Origin of the sequence: Citrobacter sp. Cu231 (assembly GCF_030332265.1) — a bacterium.
GTDB classification, from domain to species: Bacteria; Pseudomonadota; Gammaproteobacteria; order Enterobacterales; family Enterobacteriaceae; genus Citrobacter; species Citrobacter meridianamericanus.
This window is the reverse complement of the sequence record NZ_JAOWIE010000032.1, coordinates 13,125-31,806: the sequence shown is the minus strand read 5'-3', so window position 1 is coordinate 31,806 and position 18,682 is coordinate 13,125. Positions and strand designations below refer to the sequence as shown.

21 protein-coding genes are annotated in these 18,682 nt (G+C 53.0%); 4 read left to right on the top strand and 17 right to left on the bottom strand.

The genetic code is table 11. The features are described from left to right. Positions 1-141 precede the first annotated feature (141 nt). Complete coding sequence (gene mltF / locus OGY15_RS06695) at positions 142-1,692, top strand: membrane-bound lytic murein transglycosylase MltF (RefSeq protein WP_151217681.1); 1,551 nt, start codon at positions 142-144, stop codon at positions 1,690-1,692. Between the two features lie 12 nt (positions 1,693-1,704). Here the strand turns inward: mltF and tadA are convergent, their stop codons facing one another. Genes tadA through murQ form a run of 4 tightly spaced genes read right to left on the bottom strand, consistent with a single transcriptional unit; the run spans position 1,705 to position 5,165 of the window. Next, complete coding sequence (tadA, locus tag OGY15_RS06690; RefSeq protein WP_286538853.1) at positions 1,705-2,241, bottom strand: tRNA adenosine(34) deaminase TadA; 537 nt, start codon at positions 2,239-2,241, stop codon at positions 1,705-1,707. A 17-nt stretch (positions 2,242-2,258) separates the two neighbouring features. Continuing rightward, positions 2,259-2,894, bottom strand: a complete 636-nt coding sequence (gene yfhb, locus OGY15_RS06685; protein ID WP_187253571.1) for a phosphatidylglycerophosphatase C — start codon at positions 2,892-2,894, stop codon at positions 2,259-2,261. 3 nt (positions 2,895-2,897) lie between these two features. Further along, positions 2,898-4,262, bottom strand: coding sequence for a PTS transporter subunit EIIC (locus tag OGY15_RS06680; protein WP_210904471.1), 1,365 nt, complete (start codon positions 4,260-4,262; stop codon positions 2,898-2,900). 9 nt (positions 4,263-4,271) lie between these two features. Beyond that, positions 4,272-5,165 carry an N-acetylmuramic acid 6-phosphate etherase gene (gene murQ, locus OGY15_RS06675; protein ID WP_151217683.1) on the bottom strand — a complete coding sequence of 298 codons (894 nt, stop codon included), beginning with the start codon at positions 5,163-5,165 and terminating at the stop codon, positions 4,272-4,274. Positions 5,166-5,282: 117 nt separating this feature from the next. On the opposite strand from murQ, the gene OGY15_RS06670 reads away from it, so the two are divergent. Both OGY15_RS06670 and OGY15_RS06665 read left to right on the top strand, forming a co-directional pair. Next, a complete protein-coding gene (locus OGY15_RS06670; protein WP_151217684.1) occupies positions 5,283-6,131 on the top strand; it encodes a MurR/RpiR family transcriptional regulator in 849 nt (282 codons plus the stop codon). 55 nt (positions 6,132-6,186) lie between these two features. Further along, positions 6,187-6,447 carry a YfhL family 4Fe-4S dicluster ferredoxin gene (locus OGY15_RS06665; RefSeq protein WP_096756130.1) on the top strand — a complete coding sequence of 87 codons (261 nt, stop codon included), beginning with the start codon at positions 6,187-6,189 and terminating at the stop codon, positions 6,445-6,447. On the opposite strand, the gene acpS is transcribed toward OGY15_RS06665, so the two are convergent. The 12 genes from acpS to rseD form a co-directional block, all read right to left on the bottom strand. Then, positions 6,444-6,824, bottom strand: a complete 381-nt coding sequence (acpS, locus tag OGY15_RS06660) for a holo-ACP synthase (protein WP_003037588.1) — start codon at positions 6,822-6,824, stop codon at positions 6,444-6,446. The genes OGY15_RS06665 and acpS overlap by 4 nt on opposite strands. Continuing rightward, positions 6,824-7,555 carry a pyridoxine 5'-phosphate synthase gene (pdxJ, locus tag OGY15_RS06655; RefSeq protein WP_151217685.1) on the bottom strand — a complete coding sequence of 244 codons (732 nt, stop codon included), beginning with the start codon at positions 7,553-7,555 and terminating at the stop codon, positions 6,824-6,826. Before pdxJ ends, acpS begins: the two co-directional genes overlap by 1 nt. Before the next feature lie 11 nt (positions 7,556-7,566). Continuing rightward, the gene (gene recO, locus OGY15_RS06650; RefSeq protein WP_187258547.1) at positions 7,567-8,295 is read right to left on the bottom strand and encodes a DNA repair protein RecO; all 729 of its coding nucleotides are present in this window, start codon (positions 8,293-8,295) and stop codon (positions 7,567-7,569) included. Between the two features lie 27 nt (positions 8,296-8,322). After that, complete coding sequence (era, locus tag OGY15_RS06645; protein ID WP_151217686.1) at positions 8,323-9,228, bottom strand: GTPase Era; 906 nt, start codon at positions 9,226-9,228, stop codon at positions 8,323-8,325. Beyond that, the gene (gene rnc, locus OGY15_RS06640; RefSeq protein ID WP_003037579.1) at positions 9,225-9,905 is read right to left on the bottom strand and encodes a ribonuclease III; all 681 of its coding nucleotides are present in this window, start codon (positions 9,903-9,905) and stop codon (positions 9,225-9,227) included. Before rnc ends, era begins: the two co-directional genes overlap by 4 nt. A 267-nt stretch (positions 9,906-10,172) precedes the next feature. Further along, complete coding sequence (lepB, locus tag OGY15_RS06635) at positions 10,173-11,147, bottom strand: signal peptidase I (protein WP_042306654.1); 975 nt, start codon at positions 11,145-11,147, stop codon at positions 10,173-10,175. 15 nt (positions 11,148-11,162) lie between these two features. Continuing rightward, positions 11,163-12,962, bottom strand: a complete 1,800-nt coding sequence (lepA, locus tag OGY15_RS06630) for a translation elongation factor 4 (protein WP_003037577.1) — start codon at positions 12,960-12,962, stop codon at positions 11,163-11,165. A 213-nt stretch (positions 12,963-13,175) separates the two neighbouring features. After that, a complete protein-coding gene (gene rseC, locus OGY15_RS06625; protein WP_187253573.1) occupies positions 13,176-13,640 on the bottom strand; it encodes a SoxR-reducing system protein RseC in 465 nt (154 codons plus the stop codon). After that, positions 13,637-14,593 (bottom strand): sigma-E factor regulatory protein RseB, encoded by a 957-nt coding sequence (rseB, locus tag OGY15_RS06620; RefSeq protein ID WP_151217688.1) that lies wholly within the window; start codon positions 14,591-14,593, stop codon positions 13,637-13,639. Before rseB ends, rseC begins: the two co-directional genes overlap by 4 nt. Next, the gene (gene rseA, locus OGY15_RS06615) at positions 14,593-15,243 is read right to left on the bottom strand and encodes an anti-sigma-E factor RseA (protein WP_047501529.1); all 651 of its coding nucleotides are present in this window, start codon (positions 15,241-15,243) and stop codon (positions 14,593-14,595) included. The genes rseB and rseA overlap by 1 nt, the downstream gene beginning before the upstream one ends. A 31-nt stretch (positions 15,244-15,274) precedes the next feature. Further along, positions 15,275-15,850 (bottom strand): RNA polymerase sigma factor RpoE, encoded by a 576-nt coding sequence (gene rpoE / locus OGY15_RS06610; protein ID WP_003037573.1) that lies wholly within the window; start codon positions 15,848-15,850, stop codon positions 15,275-15,277. After that, on the bottom strand, positions 15,847-16,011 hold the full coding sequence (gene rseD / locus OGY15_RS06605) for a rpoE leader peptide RseD (RefSeq protein WP_151217689.1): 165 nt from the start codon (positions 16,009-16,011) through the stop codon (positions 15,847-15,849). Before rseD ends, rpoE begins: the two co-directional genes overlap by 4 nt. 262 nt (positions 16,012-16,273) lie before the next feature. Here rseD and nadB point away from each other — a divergent pair, with 262 nt between their 5' ends. Then, entirely contained in the window at positions 16,274-17,896 is a 1,623-nt protein-coding gene (nadB, locus tag OGY15_RS06600) for an L-aspartate oxidase (protein ID WP_286538852.1), read from the top strand. On the opposite strand, the gene trmN is transcribed toward nadB, so the two are convergent. Further along, positions 17,881-18,618, bottom strand: coding sequence for a tRNA(1)(Val) (adenine(37)-N(6))-methyltransferase TrmN (trmN, locus tag OGY15_RS06595; RefSeq protein ID WP_187253574.1), 738 nt, complete (start codon positions 18,616-18,618; stop codon positions 17,881-17,883). The two genes, nadB and trmN, sit on opposite strands and share 16 nt — an antisense overlap. Positions 18,619-18,682: the final 64 nt, after the last annotated feature.

Genomic DNA, 18,682 nt, shown 5'->3' with positions numbered 1-18,682 from the left:
TATCATCAAATGCGGTCTGGTTTCTGAATAAGTTGCCAACTGGCGCAAGTTTAAGCAAAATGCCGCTCATTAATGACGACTTCACTTCTTAATCAGCACCACAGCAGGCAGAGAAAACGTACGGTTCAGAGAATTAACTAATTGAAAAAATTAAAGATTAATTATCTGTTCATCGGCATATTAACGCTGTTGTTGGCAGCGGCCCTTTGGCCATCTATCCCCTGGTTCGGTAAAGCCGAAAATCGTATCGCCGCCATTCAGTCGCGGGGAGAGCTGCGCGTCAGTACCCTCGACTCGCCGTTAACTTACGCAACCCTCAACGGCAAAAAATTCGGTCTGGATTATGAACTGGCCCAGGCGTTCGCCAACTACCTGGGCGTGAAGTTAAACGTCACAGTGCGCCAGAACATTAGCCAGCTTTTCGACGACCTGGATAACGGTAATGCCGATCTGTTAGCCGCAGGTCTGGTCTATAACAGCGAGCGGGTAAAAAATTACCAGCCAGGACCGACCTACTATTCAGTTTCACAACAGTTGGTGTATCGGGTTGGACAATACCGCCCGCGCACGCTCGCCACCGTGAACGAAAGCCAACTGACTATCGCCCCAGGACATGTGGTGGTTAACGATCTCCAACAGCTAAAAGAGAAAAAATTCCCCGAGCTGAGCTGGAAGGTCGATGACAAAAAAGGGACCACTGAACTGCTTGATGATGTTATCGCCGGAAAGCTGGATTACACCATTGCCGATTCCGTCGCCATCAGTTTATACCAGCGCGTTCATCCTGAGCTGGCCGTGGCGCTGGACGTTTCCGACGAACAACCGGTGACCTGGTTTAGTCGTCTGGACAATGACAACACGCTGTCTGCCGCGCTGTTGGATTTCTTTAATACCATGAATGAAGATGGTTCTCTGGCGCGGCTGGAAGAGAAGTATCTTGGGCATGGCGATGATTTTGACTATGTTGATACCCGCACCTTTTTGCGTGCCGTAGACAGCGTTTTGCCGGACCTCAAGCCGCTCTTTGAGAAGTATGCGCAGGAGATAGACTGGCGACTGCTCGCCGCAATATCCTATCAGGAGTCGCACTGGGATGCGCAGGCCACATCCCCGACTGGGGTACGCGGGCTGATGATGCTGACCAAAAATACCGCCCAGAGTCTCGGGCTAACTGACCGTACCGATGCAGAACAGAGCATCAGCGGCGGCGCGCGGTATTTGCAGGATATGATGAGTAAAGTGCCGGATACCGTTCCCGAAGGGGAACGTATCTGGTTTGCGCTCGCGGCCTACAACATGGGTTATGCGCACATGCTGGATGCCCGGGCGCTGACGGTGAAAACAAAAGGCAATCCGAACAGCTGGTCCGACGTAAAACAGCGACTGCCACTACTCAGCCAAAAGCCGTATTACAGCAAGTTGACCTATGGCTATGCGCGTGGTCACGAAGCCTACGCTTATGTGGAAAATATCCGTAAATACCAGATTAGCCTGGTGGGGTATCTGCAGGAGAAAGAAAAACAGGCGCAGGAAAAAATGCAACTGGCTCAGGATTATCCGGCGGTGTCACCGGCTGAGCTGGTGGGTAAAGATAAATTTCCGCTTTCAGCGTTTCTGACTCAGACATCGTCAAACTACCTGTCGCACTCCCCTTCGCTGCTGTTTTCAGCACAAAAGAAAGAGGATAAGTAGCCTGATTGGTATTTACTGATTGGCGGATTTTTTCAACGCTTTGATCTCCTGCCGACGCATGCGGAAGAAATCACTGAGCAGCGTGGCGCATTCATCCCGTAACACGCCTTCGGTCACGTCAACCCGATGATTCATTCCTGGGTGATGCAGCACATCCATTAATGACCCGGCAGCGCCCGTTTTCGCATCGCGTGCGCCAAAAACCACCCGGCCGATACGACTATGGACCATCGCGCCTGCGCACATCACGCACGGCTCCAGAGTGACGTACAGCGTGGCATCTAACAGACGGTAGTTTTGCAGTACCAGGCCCCCCTGACGCAGCGCCATAATTTCAGCGTGAGCAGTCGGATCATGGTGGCCGATCGGACGGTTCCAGCCTTCGCCAATCACGCGGTTGTTATGCACCAATACTGCACCCACCGGAACTTCACGCTCATCCCAGGCGCGCTTAGCCAGCGTTAAAGCATGACGCATCCAGTATTCGTGGCTAAATTCAACTTCAGACAAAGGGGTTACTCCACCAATAAAAGCGGGCGCATTATACACAGACGCTATCGTTTACTCTATTCGAGTTGTTGCAGCTCTCCGCGCGGCGTGACGCGCCAGCGATGCTGGCAAAAAGAGAGCAACGGATTGTCCTGCTTACTGTCGCTGTAGCCGCTGTAAAGAGACAGCGGTGCGCCAATCTGCCGCTCCAGTTGAGTCACTTTTTCATGGCCGAGGCAGCGCAGCGTCAGCACCCACCCGCCGTATCCCCGCGCCATTTTGCTGGCAATCAAATTGACACGCGGTAGCCACGGCGTGTCGAAGTAAACCTGCTCGACCAGCGACTGCGGAGAGCCGGTGATAAGCCAGATGTCAGCATCAGAGCTTAACAGGTAGGTTGTCAGGCGCTGCTGAACGAGCGGAAACGCCGTCACATTACTGCGAAACCAGCGTACAAAGTCGGACTGATGCGCTTTCAGACGCGCCTCGCTGCGACCAAAAGTGCATCCCCACAACAGCAGGCTCATTGGCCAGCGGGCGGCACGCCCTTGAATCAGCAATGCCAGCGCAATCACCGGTAGCAGAGGCAGCACCAGCAGCGCGTTCAGCGGCTGACGACGTAGCAGATAACGTATGAAACTACCGAACATATCCTGCTGGTGTAACGTGCCATCCAAATCAAAAAAAACAACGCGGCGCGGGTGATTGGTCAAACCTTAGTCCTCTGGATCGTTGAACCCCAATAGCCAGGTAAACAGGAACCCGGCAATAACTGCTACCAGATAGCCTAACAGATAGAACATCACTTTTCCGGCAACAATCGTCAGTGCCAGCGGTAATCCTGAGATACCAAAGGTGATAACCGTCGCCACCTTCCAGTAGCTAATCAGCGCTCCGCCTACCGCGCCGCCAAGGCAGGCACCAATAAACGGTCTACCTAACGGCAGCGTGACGCCAAAAATCAGCGGCTCGCCAACGCCCAGCAGTCCAACCGGCAGCGCGCCTTTGATCACTTTTTTAAGCCGTGCGTTACGGGTTTTCATCAGCACGGCAATGGAAGCTCCAATTTGCCCGACGCCAGCCATCGCCAGGATAGGAAAGAGCGCGTTATAACCATGCGCCTGTACCAGTTCAACGTGGATCGGCACCAATCCCTGATGAAGTCCGGTGAGCACCAACGGCAGGAAAGTCCCAGCCAGTACGGCCCCCACCAGAAAACCGCCGCGATCAATAGCCCAGGATGCGCCATGAGCAATAGATTCAGAAATCCAGCCGCCAAGTGGTTGCAGCGCAACAATCGCGATGGCCCCGGTGATAATGGTGGTCAGCAGTGGGTTTAGGATCAGCTCCAGCGATTCTGGCAACAGCTCACGGAATTTGCGTTCTATCCAGCACATCAACGCAACCACCAGCAGTACCGCGATCACCCCGCCGCGTCCCGGCTGCAACGCTTCGCCAAACAGCGTGATTTGTGCCAGTTGCGGACTGGAGAGGATCCCCGCCATCACCCCGCCCATCGCCAGGGAACCGCCGAATACTTTGGCGGTATTCACCCCGACCAGAATATTCATGATGGCAAACACGGCGCTGCCAAATATTCCCATCAGCCCAAGCATATTTGGATAGTGGGTCGCAAAATCCCCGACGATATCCGGTCGCTTAAGAATGTTAATAATGCCGGTGATCAAACCAGAAGCGATAAAAGCTGGAATAAGAGGGATAAAGACGTTCGCCAACTTACGCAGCGCATCGCTCATGGGCGCTTTGTACTTCGCTTTGGCCTCTGACTTCGTGCGCTCGATATCATTCGTATCTCTGCCTTCGCCGCCATCAGCAATCAGAGAGCGCATAGCATCCACCACCTTGGCCGCTTTACCGGGGCCGACAATGATCTGGTGCTGCGCGCCCTGCTTCACGTAGCCGCTGACGCCGGGCAGTTGCCTGAGACGAGGGATATCGAGCAGCCCGTCATCCTGAACTTCAACCCTGACGCGGGTCATACAGTTTTCCAGACGCAGAATATTTTTCTCTCCGCCAACGCCCAGCAGAATATCGCTGGCCAGCACCGCCGTCTTATCCATATACACCTCTTAGTGTTCTAACGCCGCGCGTAAAAAACCCTGGTGAGCGGCAAGCTTTTCGCGAGCGGCAGCGGCGTCCAGGCCGGTGAGCGCCATTAAAATAGCCGGCTTAACGTCAAAATCAGTCTGCTTTAGCAACGCTTGCGCCTGTTCACGCGCAATGCCCGTGGCTTCAACCACCATACGGCACGCACGATCGACCAGTTTGACGTTGGTTGCCTGCATATCCACCATCAGGTTCTGATAAACCTTACCGAACTTCACCATCGCTCCGGTGGAGATCATATTGAGCACCAGCTTTTGCGCGGTACCGGATTTCAGTCGCGTTGACCCCGTCAGCGCCTCCGGACCCACCACCGGGGAAATAGCGATATCCGCTTCATGTGCAATTGGTGAATCCGGATTGCAGGAAATAGCCGCCGTCGTACAACCTACCGTACGCGCATATTTCAGTCCGCCAATCACATACGGCGTACGACCTGAAGCCGCCAGCCCAACGACCATATCCTGTGCGGTGAGATTGATCGCGCGCAGATCGTCCTCACCTAGCTGTGGGTTATCTTCCGCACCCTCAACCGCCTTCAGCAGCGCGCCCGGCCCCCCGGCAATCAACCCAACCACCAGACCGTGCGGAACGCCGAAAGTCGGTGGGCATTCAGATGCATCCAGCACCCCAAGACGCCCGCTGGTACCCGCCCCCATGTAAATAATGCGGCCACCTGCTTTTAGCGCGTTAGCTGCCGCATCGACCGCGCACGCAACTTGAGGCAGAGTTGCTTTTACTGCTTCGGCTACCAGCGTATCCTGTTGATTAAAACGATGAACCAACTCCAGCGTGGAGAGCGCATCCAGGTCCATGGTCTGTGGATTGCGGGTTTCTGAAACTAATGCACCGAGATTCATTTTTTGGTCCTTAGGAATTTTTAATTCATAATAATCTGCCATAATGGAATATTATATTCATCAAGGCGAATGAAATTTTGTTTTGTAATCGCCATCACGTTTTTGCCAGGAGACAGCATGAACTGTTTAATTCGCATTCGTCAGCGTTACCCGGATCTCGCGCAGAGCGATAAAAAACTTGCGGATTATCTCCTTGCCCAACCGGATAGTGCGCGGCACCTCAGTTCGCAGCAGTTGGCCGCGGAGGCGGGCGTCAGCCAGTCCAGCGTGGTGAAGTTCGCGCAAAAGATGGGTTTTAAAGGATTTCCTGCACTCAAACTAGCGATTAGCGAAGCGCTGGCCAGCAACCCTAACCCCCACTCCATTCCGGTGCATAATCAGATTCGCGGTGACGACCCTATGCGTCTGGTGGGAGAAAAGTTGATTCAGGAGAACGTGGCGGCGATGCATGCGACGCTGGACGTCAACAGCGAAGAGAAACTGATGGAGAGCGTCATGATGCTGCGCTCAGCCCGGCGCATTATCGTGACCGGGATTGGCGCATCGGGTCTGGTGGCACAGAATTTTGCCTGGAAGCTGCTGAAAATTGGTTTTAACGCGGTGGTTGAACGCGATATGCACGCCCTGTTGGCGGCAGTGCAGGCGCTTTCGCCCAACGATCTGCTGCTGGCCATTTCGTATACCGGCGAACGCCGTGAGCTCAACCTGGCTGCGGACGAAACATTGCGCACCGGAGCCAAAATTCTCGCCGTCACCGGATTTACACCGAACGCCCTGCAGCAACGGGCAACTCATTGTTTATATACGATTGCTGAGGAGCAGGCTACGCGCAGCGCAGCGATTTCCTCTACGCATGCGCAAATGATGCTAACTGATTTATTGTTTATGGCACTGGTACAGCAGGATCTTGAGCACGCTCCGGAACGCATTCGCCACAGCGAAGCACTGGTAAAAAAACTGGTCTGAGCAAAGAATGCGCGTATAATGCCCGCCCGATTTGTGATGTTTTGAGAGTTTCCTGATGGCCCTGTTAATCACTAAAAAGTGTATCAATTGCGATATGTGCGAGCCCGAATGCCCGAATGAGGCAATTTCGATGGGTGACAGCATTTACGAGATTAACAGTGACAAATGTACGGAATGCGTAGGCCATTACGACACGCCAACCTGCCAGAAGGTGTGCCCGATCCCCAATACTATTTTGAAAGATCCGGCACATATCGAAACGGAAGAGCAGCTGTGGGATAAGTTTGTCCTGATGCATCACGCAGACAAACTTTAACTCTCGATAATCACCGTAGCGCAGGCGTAGTGACGCTCATCAGCGAGCGTCACATGCATATGTGCGACACCGAGTTTTTCCGCCAGTTTTAACGCCTCTCCCCATAACCGCAAACGCGGCTTACCGAGTTCATCGTTAAAGACTTCAAACTGATTAAATGCCAGACCGTTGCGGATACCCGTCCCAAAGGCTTTTGCTGCCGCCTCTTTGACCGCAAAACGCTTCGCCAAAAAACGCACCGGCTGCTGATGCGTCTCCCAGATAGCCCATTCGTTGTCACTGAGCACACGTCTTGCCAGACGGTCGCCGGAACGGGAGATCACCGCCTCAATGCGGGCAATCTCCACGATATCCGTGCCTAATCCCAGAATCGCCATTAGCCACGCGCTTCCAGCATCAGACGTTTCATTTCGACAACTGCATCTTTCAGACCGCTCATCACCGCGCGTCCGATAATGGCATGTCCAATGTTCAGCTCGTGCATTTCCGGGATTCGCGCGATGGCTTTAACGTTATGGTATGTCAGGCCGTGACCTGCATTTACCTTCAGGCCAAGGCTGGCGGCAAAGGTTGCCGCTTTGGCGATACGCGCCAGTTCGCTGGCCTGTTCAGCGTCGGTTTTCGCATCGGCGTAACAGCCTGTGTGAATTTCGATGTACGGCGCGCCGACTTCAGCAGCAGCCTTAATCTGCTCTTCATCGGCATCGATAAACAGCGAAACCAGAATGCCTGCGTCCGCCAGGCGTTTGCAGGCATCACGCATCTTATCTCGCTGGCCGGCGACGTCCAGACCACCTTCAGTAGTCACTTCCTGACGTTTTTCCGGCACCAGGCAGCAAAAATGCGGCTTAGTCTCAACGGCAATCTCCAGCATCTCTTCGGTGACCGCCATTTCCAGATTCATGCGCGTATCCAGCGTCTGGCGCAAAATACGTACGTCACGGTCGGTGATATGACGACGGTCTTCACGCAGGTGTACGGTAATACCATCCGCGCCCGCCTGTTCAACGATAAATGCCGCCTGAACCGGATCCGGATATGCGGTACCGCGTGCATTACGTAATGTGGCAATGTGGTCAATATTGACGCCTAACAGTAATTCAGCCATGACAATCCTCGTTAATCATTATTTGTTTTTACTGCTCGTTTTGGCATAAATTGCCGGAACAGTTCCCGGCTTTTTAACGGCTTACCACCAAGATACGGCTTTAACGCCATGCGGGTAAAGCGTTTCGCGGCGCGTAACGTATCGACATCGGGAAATTCACGCGACTCAAGCGCTTTGAGATGGCGTCCCGTAAAAGTGTTGTGATCAATAACAATGCTGGCAATAAACCCTTTTTCTTCCCGGTAACGATAGGTCATGGTGTCGTCTACCGGCTCGCCGCTGCCCGCACAGTGGGTAAAATCGACGCCGTATCCCAAATGTCCAAGTAAGGCCAGCTCAAAACGACGCAGCGCGGGTTCTGGCGAACCTGTGGCGCCAGCCAGCGCCTGAATACAGTTCAGATAATCGAAAAAGAGTTCAGAAAAGCGGGTCTCGTACTCAAGGACGCGGGAGATAAGTTCGTTGATATACAAGCCGCTGTACAGCGTGATACCGCTAAGAGGGAGTGCCAGAGAAACGGCTTCAGCACTACGTAGGGTTTTGACCTCTCCACGTCCACCAAAGCGAAGCAACAACGGGGTAAAAGGCTGGAGTGCGCCTTTAAGATTGGAGCGTTTGGAACGTGCGCCTTTAGCCACCAGGCGCACGCGACCCGACTCTTCCGTGAAGACGTCCAGCACGAGACTGGTTTCGCTCCAGGGGCGACTATGTAAGACAAAGGCTCGTTGCCATCCTTCCATATACTCGCCGTGTTTCAGAAGATGGGTTTAGACGTCGTCGCCGTAACCGAGGCTACGCAACGCGCGTTCGTCATCGGCCCAGCCAGATTTCACTTTCACCCACAGTTCGAGGTGAACGGGCGCTTCGAACATCTCCTGCATGTCTTTACGCGCTTCGATGCCGATGGTTTTAATTTTGGCTCCTTTGTTACCAATAACCATCTTCTTCTGTCCTTCACGTTCAACGAGGATCAGACCGTTAATATCGTAGCCACCGCGCTCGTTAGAGATAAAACGCTCAATCTCCACGGTGACAGAATACGGCAGTTCAGCCCCCAGAAAACGCATCAGCTTTTCACGGATGATTTCAGAAGCCATAAAACGCTGAGAACGGTCAGTGATGTAATCTTCCGGGAAGTGATGAATAGCTTCCGGCAGATGCTTACGTACGATGTCTGCAACGGTATCCACATTCAAACCCGTCTCGGCAGAGATCGGGACGATATCGAGGAAATTCATCTGGCTTGCCAGGAACTGCAGGTGCGGCAGCAGATCGGCTTTTTCCTGAACATTGTCTACTTTGTTCACAGCCAGAATAACCGGGGCTTTACCGTCGCGCAGCTTGTTAAGCACCATTTCGTCGTCCGGCGTCCAGCGGGTGCCTTCCACAACGAAAATAACCAGTTCAACATCACCAATCGAACTGCTCGCCGCTTTGTTCATCAGGCGGTTGATCGCCCGTTTTTCTTCCATATGCAGGCCCGGGGTATCAACATAAATCGCCTGATACGCGCCTTCAGTATGGATGCCAACAATACGGTGACGTGTTGTCTGAGCCTTACGTGAGGTAATGGAAATCTTCTGCCCAAGCAGGTTATTTAACAGGGTGGATTTGCCGACGTTCGGACGACCGACGATGGCAATAAATCCGCAGTAAGTTGTATCGATGCTCATTCCAGCTCCAGTTTTTTCAACGCCTGTTCGGCGGCAGCCTGCTCAGCCTTACGACGGCTAGAACCTGTGCCAACCACCGGTTCACTCAGGCCGCTGACCTGGCAGTGGATAGTAAATTCTTGATCGTGTGCTTCACCACGAACCTGCACCACCAGATAAGACGGCAGCGGCAGGTGGCGGCCCTGCAAATATTCCTGCAGGCGCGTTTTCGGATCTTTTTGTTTATCGCCTGGGCTAATTTCATCCAGACGAGTCTGATACCAGTTCAGGATCAGTTGCTCAACGGTTTGAATGTCGCTGTCGAGGAAGACGCCGCCAATTAAAGCTTCAACGGTATCAGCCAGGATCGATTCACGGCGGAAGCCGCCGCTTTTCAGCTCACCAGGCCCCAAACGTAAACATTCACCGAGGTCAAACTCACGGGCTAATTCAGCAAGCGTATTGCCGCGAACCAGCGTTGCACGCATGCGGCTCATATCACCTTCGTCCACTCGCGGGAAACGGTGATAAAGCGCATTAGCGATAACAAAGCTCAAAATAGAGTCGCCTAAAAATTCTAAACGCTCGTTATGTTTGCTGCTGGCGCTACGGTGAGTCAATGCCTGCTGCAACAGCTCCTGATGATTAAAAGTGTAGCCCAGCTTCCGTTGAAGCCGATTAATTACGATGGGGTTCATGCGATACCAATAAATGAATGCGTCAACAATTCAGCACACGAAACAGACCTGATATACGCACTTCGCTTAGCCATTTGGCTTTAGCTAAATGCATTTATACAAACCAACGCTGTTTCGTGTGCCGTGGCAACCTGTCGGTGCCAACCTAAAACTTCGGGGGAATATTCTATACACAACGACAAGGGATGTCGTTAGTCTGCGGGAATTTATCCGAGAAATAATTCACGCTGCCGCCATAATGACGACAACGTGAACGATTATCAGCGATTAGTGAATACCACCAATACGGCTTAAACGTACACCGGTCGGCCATTCGCCTTCTTGCTTGTCGAAACTCATCCAGATAGCGGTCGCTTTACCCACCAGGTTCGCTTCCGGCACAAATCCCCAGTAACGGCTGTCCGCGCTGTTGTCACGGTTATCACCCATCATGAAGTAGTGTCCCGGAGGGACGATCCAGGTTGCCAGTTGCTGGCCAGGCTGGCGGTAATACATTCCCACCTGATCTTGCGCGATTGGCACGGTCAGAATGCGGTGCGTTACCTCACCCAGCGTTTCTTTACGCTCGGAGAGGCGAATACCGTTTTCTTTCGTTTCATTCAGAGGAACTTCAAAGAAGCCGCTGGTCGCTTCCCCACCGTTACGACGGGCAAAGGTCTGCACGAAATCACTTGGCTGAACATCCGAATACGTTACCGGCAGCGCGTTTTCACACGCCTGACCAGAACTGCATCCTGGCTGAATCGTGACCTCTTTCGCCACCGGATCGTAGGTCACTTTGTCTCCCGGTAAACCGACAGCGCGTTTGATGTAGTCCAGACGCGGATCTTCCGGGTATTTAAACACCACGATATCACCGCGTTTCGGATGGCCAGTTTCGATCAACGTTTTCTGGTAAATAGGATCTTTAATCCCATAGGCGAATTTCTCCACCAGGATAAAGTCCCCGATAAGCAGCGTCGGCATCATCGAACCTGACGGGATCTGGAACGGCTCATAAATAAATGAACGTACCACCAGCACAATCGCCAGTACCGGGAAAACGGATGCTCCAGTTTCCAGCCAGCCCGGTTTAGGGGCTACTTTTTTTAGCGTTGCTTTATCCAGTGAATCACCTGCAGCAGCTTGCGCTGCTGCCTGACGCTCCCGGCGCTTTGGTGCGAAGATGAATTTATCTACGCACCACAAAATGCCAGTCACCAGTGTGGCAATCACCAGAATCAGGGCAAACATGTTCGCCATGCCAACTCCTTAAGGTTATTTGCTGTCTTTACCGACATGCAGAATGGCGAGGAAGGCTTCCTGCGGCAGTTCGACGTTACCGATCTGCTTCATGCGCTTTTTACCCTCTTTCTGTTTTTGCAGCAGCTTTTTCTTACGACTGATATCGCCACCGTAGCATTTCGCCAGAACGTTTTTACGCAGCTGCTTAACCGTTGAACGCGCAATGATGTGCGTACCAATGGCTGCCTGAATCGCGATATCAAACTGCTGGCGAGGGATCAGATCTTTCATCTTCTCAACCAGTTCGCGGCCACGGCTCTGGGAATTGTCGCGGTGGGTGATTAGCGCCAGCGCATCGACACGTTCGTTGTTGATGAGGACATCAACGCGCACCATGTCAGACGCCTGGAATCGTTTAAAGTTATAGTCCAGCGACGCATAGCCGCGAGAAGTCGACTTCAGACGGTCGAAAAAGTCGAGTACCACTTCCGCCATCGGGATTTCATAGGTCAGCGCCACCTGGTTACCGTGGTAAACCATGTTGGTCTGAACGCCGCGCTTCTCGATACACAGGGTGATCACGTTGCCAAGGTAAGCCTGCGGCAGCAGCATGTGACACTCGGCGATCGGCTCACGCAGTTCGTAGATGTTGTTCAGCGGCGGCAGCTTGGACGGGCTATCGACGTAGATAGTCTCTTTCGCCGTAGTTTCAACTTCGTAAACTACGGTCGGCGCGGTGGTGATCAGATCCAGATCGTATTCACGCTCCAGACGTTCCTGAATGATCTCCATGTGCAGCAGACCAAGGAAGCCACAACGGAAGCCGAAGCCCAGCGCGGTCGAGCTTTCCGGTTCATAAAACAGGGAGGCGTCGTTGAGGCTCAGCTTGCCGAGGGCGTCACGGAAGTTTTCGTAGTCGTCAGAACTCACCGGGAACAGACCAGCGTACACCTGCGGCTTCACTTTTTTAAAGCCTGGCAACGGTTTGTCTGCCGGGTTACGTGCCTGCGTCAGGGTATCGCCAACCGGTGCGCCGAGGATGTCTTTGATTGCACACACCAACCAACCTACCTCGCCGCATTTCAGCTCGGTACGATCAACCTGTTTTGGTGTGAAGATCCCCAGACGGTCGGCATTGTAGACCTGACCGGTGCTCATCACTTTAATTTTGTCGCCTTTACGCATGGTGCCGTTTTTAATACGCACCAGCGAAACCACGCCCAGGTAGTTATCGAACCAGGAGTCGATAATCAACGCCTGCAGCGGACCTTCCGGATCGCCTTCCGGCGGCGGAATGTCGCGCACCAGACGTTCCAGCACGTCGGTCACGCCCACGCCGGTTTTCGCCGAGCAGCGAACCGCATCAGTCGCGTCGATGCCGACGATGTCTTCAATCTCTTCTGCTACGCGCTCAGGATCGGCGGCTGGCAGGTCGATTTTGTTCAGAACCGGCACCACTTCCAGATCCATTTCCATGGCGGTATAACAGTTCGCCAGGGTCTGCGCTTCGACACCCTGTCCGGCGTCAACCACCAGCAGTGCGCCTTCACAGGCGGCAAGCGAACGGGAAACTTCATACGAGAAGTCAACGTGGCCCGGGGTGTCGATAAAGTTAAGCTGATAGGTTTCACCATCAGATGCTTTGAAATCGAGCGTCACGCTCTGCGCTTTGATAGTAATACCGCGCTCACGCTCAAGATCCATCGAGTCGAGAACCTGCGCTTCCATTTCACGGTCAGACAGGCCACCGCAGATCTGGATAATACGGTCAGACAGCGTCGATTTACCGTGGTCGATGTGAGCTATGATTGAAAAGTTACGTATGTTCTTCATATAGTGTAATTATTGTGCCTTACGCCCGCCTGAGCAGGCTCTGAGAAGTCGCTGTTCTGAGCTTAACGTCTGTTTAAGTGAAACGCCGCATTCTACACTACAACGCTGAGGCGAGGAAATGTTCATAGAGCAAGGATAGTGGGAACTGGAAACAACTACGCAAAGTCGGTGAAACTTTTGCCGGATGGCGTTACCTCCCCTCCGGCAAAGGTATCACTGCTGGGTTTCAATGCGAATGAGATCGGGCGGGAGAGCAACGTTCAGAATGACCGGCTGCCAGGCTTCACGCTCAGCAAGCTTACGAGAGAATCCACGGGCTATCAGGAATCCGCCCACGCCACCCAGTACCGCACCGCTTAACGCCGCAAGGTCGGAACCAAACAGCACCTGGAACAACGCCGCGAAAAGAAAAAGTCCCGCTAACGGTGACATATAGACCAGCATCGCTGATCCCAACAGGCTACCCTCGGCAATGCCCAGTTCAACTTTTTGTCCGGGTGTTAAGGGTTCGTCACTCGGCACCACAATGGTATGTGTGGTCTGTGGCCCAAGTTTGTTCAGCACGCGACTCCCACATCCAGCCCGGGAAGCGCAGCTGCTACATGATGCTTTAACGTCACAGCTAACCGTCGCCAGGCCATCTTGCCAGGAGACGACTGTCGCCCACTCTTTAATCATTGTGCTGCCCTGAACTTGATATTGTCCGCGATACGCTTCGCCGTTTGTGGTGGGAGCTCACCCACAATCGTAATTTCCGCGTTGTCACGCACGCTGGTGCTGACCGTCCTACGCCCGGTACGCAGCAGCTGCTCGGCGCTGTTTTGCGTCGCACGGTTTACGTTCACAGAAAAACTAAACAGGCCATCAGAATAAAGCCGCGATTCGATCGGCATGTTATCCATCGTCGGCAACGGGCGTCGACTGCTGGAAACTTCGCTGAAGCCTTGCGGCAACCACGACGGACTCCAGTTAAAGTTGGTTTTCTCGCCCGCAGGAACTGACAGCAACGGCGGCAGATTGGCCTTTGCCAGCGTCTGCATGCTGTCGCTGACGCCGTTGTTTACGGTAAAGGCGATGACGCGGAACTGTTCCAGCGTTTCGCCATCACGGTCAAGAAGATCAACACGCATCGGCAGCTTGGTCTCTGTGTCCATCCAGACGATATAGCTGTAACGCGTACCGTCTCGGGCTACCACGCGGATCACTTCACAGAGCCTGTCGGCAATGCGGGTGCGGCCTACTGAGATAAAATCATAGTAGGGAGCAAGACGTTTGAAGTCGGTATAAATCAGGGATGGCAGAGAGTCAACGATATAGTCGCCATTCAACGTGAACGGTTCAAGACCTGGCTCAAAATAGCTGATTTCATTGCCACGTTGCACCACTTCCCGGCGCGGCCCATCCATTTGCAACAGTTGTGCTAGCGGACGGTTATCCAGGCGAGCATGGCGATAACGTAGGGATTCAACACCCTGTTTATTGATGCTGACAAATGACAGCTCATAGGTTAGCGACTGGCTGGCCAGATTCATCTGCTGCAACAACGCCCCGGACGCAGGATTGGCCGAGGCGTTGACAGAGAAGAACAGGCTACCAGCCACAAGTGACATGGCAAACCAAAGTTGCTTCATTACTGCGATTGCGTTCCTAAAGTTTGAATTCCTGGCACCTGTACAGCGGCTTGCTGTGTTTGGGCCTGCTCAAACTGAAGCTGTTCAGAGTGCAGTCGACGTTGCAGTTCGTAATCCTGCAACATGGCATTAATACGACGACGCTGCTCCTGTACCTGCTGTTGCTGACCGCCGCTGGCCGTCGCGTCAGAAGGTACACCCAGGCTTACCGGACTGGCTTTACCCATCATCGGTAATGTATTAAATACCGGTGTTTCGGGCTGCTGGGACGTTTCAGATTGCCCATTATAGTGCTGGACGCCAACAATAACTGCAAGTGATACACACGCGGCAACACCCATTTGAGTAAGCTGCGCGGCCCACGGACGCATTTTCTTCCAGAACGGCATTTTCTGCCACTGGTGCGGTGCTGGCTGGGCCTCAGGAATCAATGGCACCGTCTGACGTACTGGCTCATCCTGGATGGCGGCCATTACGCGGGCGGAAATATCGAAATGGAGAACGTCGGCGGTATCACCTCGCATGGAATCGCGAATCAGGTGATAACTCTCCCAGGTTTTTTGCATTTCCGGGTCGTGAGCCAGCTCTTTGAGCAACTCAGTATCCAGCGTTTCGCCATCCATTAAAGCGGAAAGTTTTTCTTTCTGCATGCCTAATACCTTTTCCAGTATCCCGCTATCGTCAACGCCTGATAAGCGGTTGAACTTTATTATCAATAGCTTCCCTCGCTCGGAAGATACGTGAACGCACCGTACCCACCGGACAATCCATGATAGCGGCTATCTCTTCATAGCTCAGGCCATCCAGCTCCCGCAAGGTTATTGCCATGCGTAAATCTTCCGGGAGGGACTCAATAGTCCGGAAAACTATCTGTCTCAGTTCTTCTGACAACATTAAGTTCTCAGGGTTCGAAATTTCTTTCAGCGCACCGCCACTTTCGTAATTTTCTGCTTCAATCGCATCTATATCACTGGAAGGTGGACGACGCCCCTGAGCGACCAGGTAATTCTTCGCTGTATTGACCGCAATACGATACAGCCAGGTATAAAAAGCACTATCCCCCCGGAACGAGTCCAGCGCACGATAGGCCTTGATAAATGCTTCTTGTACGACATCGGGTACATCACCCGACGGTACATAGCGAGAAACCAGACTCGCCACCTTATGCTGATAGCGCACTACCAGTAGGTTAAAGGCTTTCTGGTCTCCCTTTTGGACCCGTTCTACCAGGACCTGGTCCGTTAACTGCTCGCTCATCCGAGGTAAAGTCTCCCCAAACCAAATTTCCACGCGCTTTCGAAACGCCACTCCATCAGCTTCACTATGAGCAAGCAAATGCTTAGAGTGCTCAAGTTTCGTAAAGTTCCGTTACGCATTGTTTTTTGTTTGTCATGTTGTAGACAGGTCTTATATCTCATTATAAGTCTACATAACCCAATCAACGCACTATCTGTAAGAAATGCCCATTTCACCGCCAGCAGAGTAACCCAACGGGCACTTTATTTCATCACATAATCTGATGCTAACGGCCTGCTTCACAAAATATTTTTGCTCATTTCACCCTCGTCACGCTTTTCTATCATGTTTAGTCATTGCAACACATATAAAAATAAAACGTGCAGTATCGCCCAATGTGGTGCTATGGTGACCACACACTGTTTAGTAAATTAAACAAAAAACATGAATACGACTCCTGAATTATCCTGTGACGTGCTGATCATTGGCAGCGGAGCTGCTGGACTTTCGCTGGCGCTGCGGCTAGCGGAAAAACATCAGGTCATTGTTCTGAGCAAAGGTCCGGTCAGCGAAGGTTCAACGTTTTACGCCCAGGGCGGTATTGCCGCGGTGTTTGATGAAACCGACAGCATCGACTCCCACGTTGAAGATACGCTGATTGCCGGAGCCGGCCTGTGCGATCGCCATGCGGTGGAATTTGTCGCCAGTAATGCCCGTAGCTGCGTTCAGTGGCTTATCGATCAGGGTGTCTTATTTGATACGCAGGTTCAGCCCAACGGTGAAGAGAGTTACCATCTGACCCGTGAAGGCGGTCATAGCCATCGACGCATTCTGCATGCGGCGGATGCCACCGGCAAAGAAGTTGAAACCACCCTCGTCAGCCAGGCGCAAAATCATCCCAACATCCGGGTTCTCGAACGCAGCAATGCCGTCGACCTGATTGTCTCTGATAAAATCGGTCTGCCGGGAACGCGTCGGGTTGTCGGAGCCTGGATCTGGAACCGTAATAAGGAAGCCGTTGAGACCTGCCATGCGAAGTCAGTAGTGTTGGCTACCGGTGGCGCATCAAAAGTGTATCAATACACCACAAATCCGGATATTTCTTCGGGCGACGGCATTGCGATGGCCTGGCGTGCAGGATGCCGTGTCGCCAATCTGGAGTTTAACCAGTTTCACCCGACGGCGCTGTATCACCCGCAGGCACGCAATTTTCTGCTGACCGAGGCGCTACGTGGCGAAGGCGCACACCTGAAGCGCCCGGACGGTTCACGCTTTATGCCCGATTTTGACGAGCGTGGCGAACTGGCTCCCAGAGATATTGTCGCCCGCGCCATTGACCACGAAATGAAGCGCTTTGGCGCTGACTGTATGTTCCTCGACATCAGCCATAAGCCCGAAGAATTTGTTCGTCAGCATTTTCCAATGATTTACGAAAAATTGCTGGGACTGGGTTTTGATCTGACCAAAGAGCCGGTTCCCATTGTTCCTGCCGCGCACTATACCTGCGGCGGGGTGATGGTGGATGACTTTGGTCGTACGGATGTCGACGGGCTATATGCAATTGGCGAAGTGAGTTACACCGGCCTGCATGGTGCTAACCGAATGGCGTCGAACTCATTACTGGAGTGCCTGGTTTACGGCTGGTCCGCTGCGGAAGATATCGACAGGCGTATGCCTTATGCGCGCGGCGTCAGCACGCTCCCTGGCTGGGATGAAAGCCGGGTAGAAAATCCGGATGAGCTGGTTGTCATTCAGCATAACTGGCATGAGCTACGGCTGTTTATGTGGGATTACGTCGGTATTGTGCGCACCACTAAACGTCTGGAACGCGCCCTGCGCCGTATCACCATGCTGCAACAGGAAATCGACGAGTATTATGCGCATTTCCGTGTGTCGAACAACTTACTGGAATTGCGCAATCTGGTGCAAGTTGCTGAGCTGATTGTCCGCTGCGCGATGATGCGCAAAGAGAGTCGGGGCCTGCACTACACGCTGGATTATCCAGAACAGCTTCCAGAGGCAGGCCCGTCAATTCTCTCGCCGCTCAGTCATCACATAAACAGATAGAACGCCTGGGTCAGTGCCGTGTAACCTTCAGAGTAACGTTGGTCTGGCCCACGGATCACCAGTCTGTCGCTAAAGCACTCCCCGGCCTGCGGGGAGAATGCCAGCAATACCCGATGCGGTAGACGGGCCTCGGTTTCTGCTACATCCGTGCGCAATCGCAGGTGCCAGCCCATGCCAAGTGCCAGCTGAGTGAATGCGTTACCAATCTCCTCCGGTAGCACCACGCAAAAAAAACCGTCTTCCGTAATGCTGTCCGCCGCCAGCGTAAGCAATGCTTGATGATCGAGCGTGGTGGTGTAGCGTGCTTGCTCGCGCTGCGGCGTAGCACATTCCACGCCCTGTTCATAATAGGGAGGATTGCTGATGATCAAATCAAAACGCACGGTCTGGCGTGGTATCCACTGTTGGGCATCTTCCGTATGCACGTTCATGCGATGCTTCCACGGAGATTGCGCGATGTTCTCCTGCGCCTGCTGCGCGGCGTCAACGTCGAGCTCCACGGCGTCAATGATGACGTTTTCATCAGTACGTTGGGCCAACATCAGCGCCAACAGACCGCTCCCGGTACCAATGTCCAGGATTCGTTTAACACCAGCAACGGGCGCCCAGGCCCCCAATAAAATGCCGTCCGTTCCGACTTTCATTGCACAACGATCGTGTGCCACAAAAAACTGCTTAAAAGTAAATCCATTACGTCTAAGTACGGATGTAGACTGGGGCATGAAGAACAACCTTCCTGGAAAAAAAACGATAACATAGGATAAAAACAATACCTGAGAAGGTATA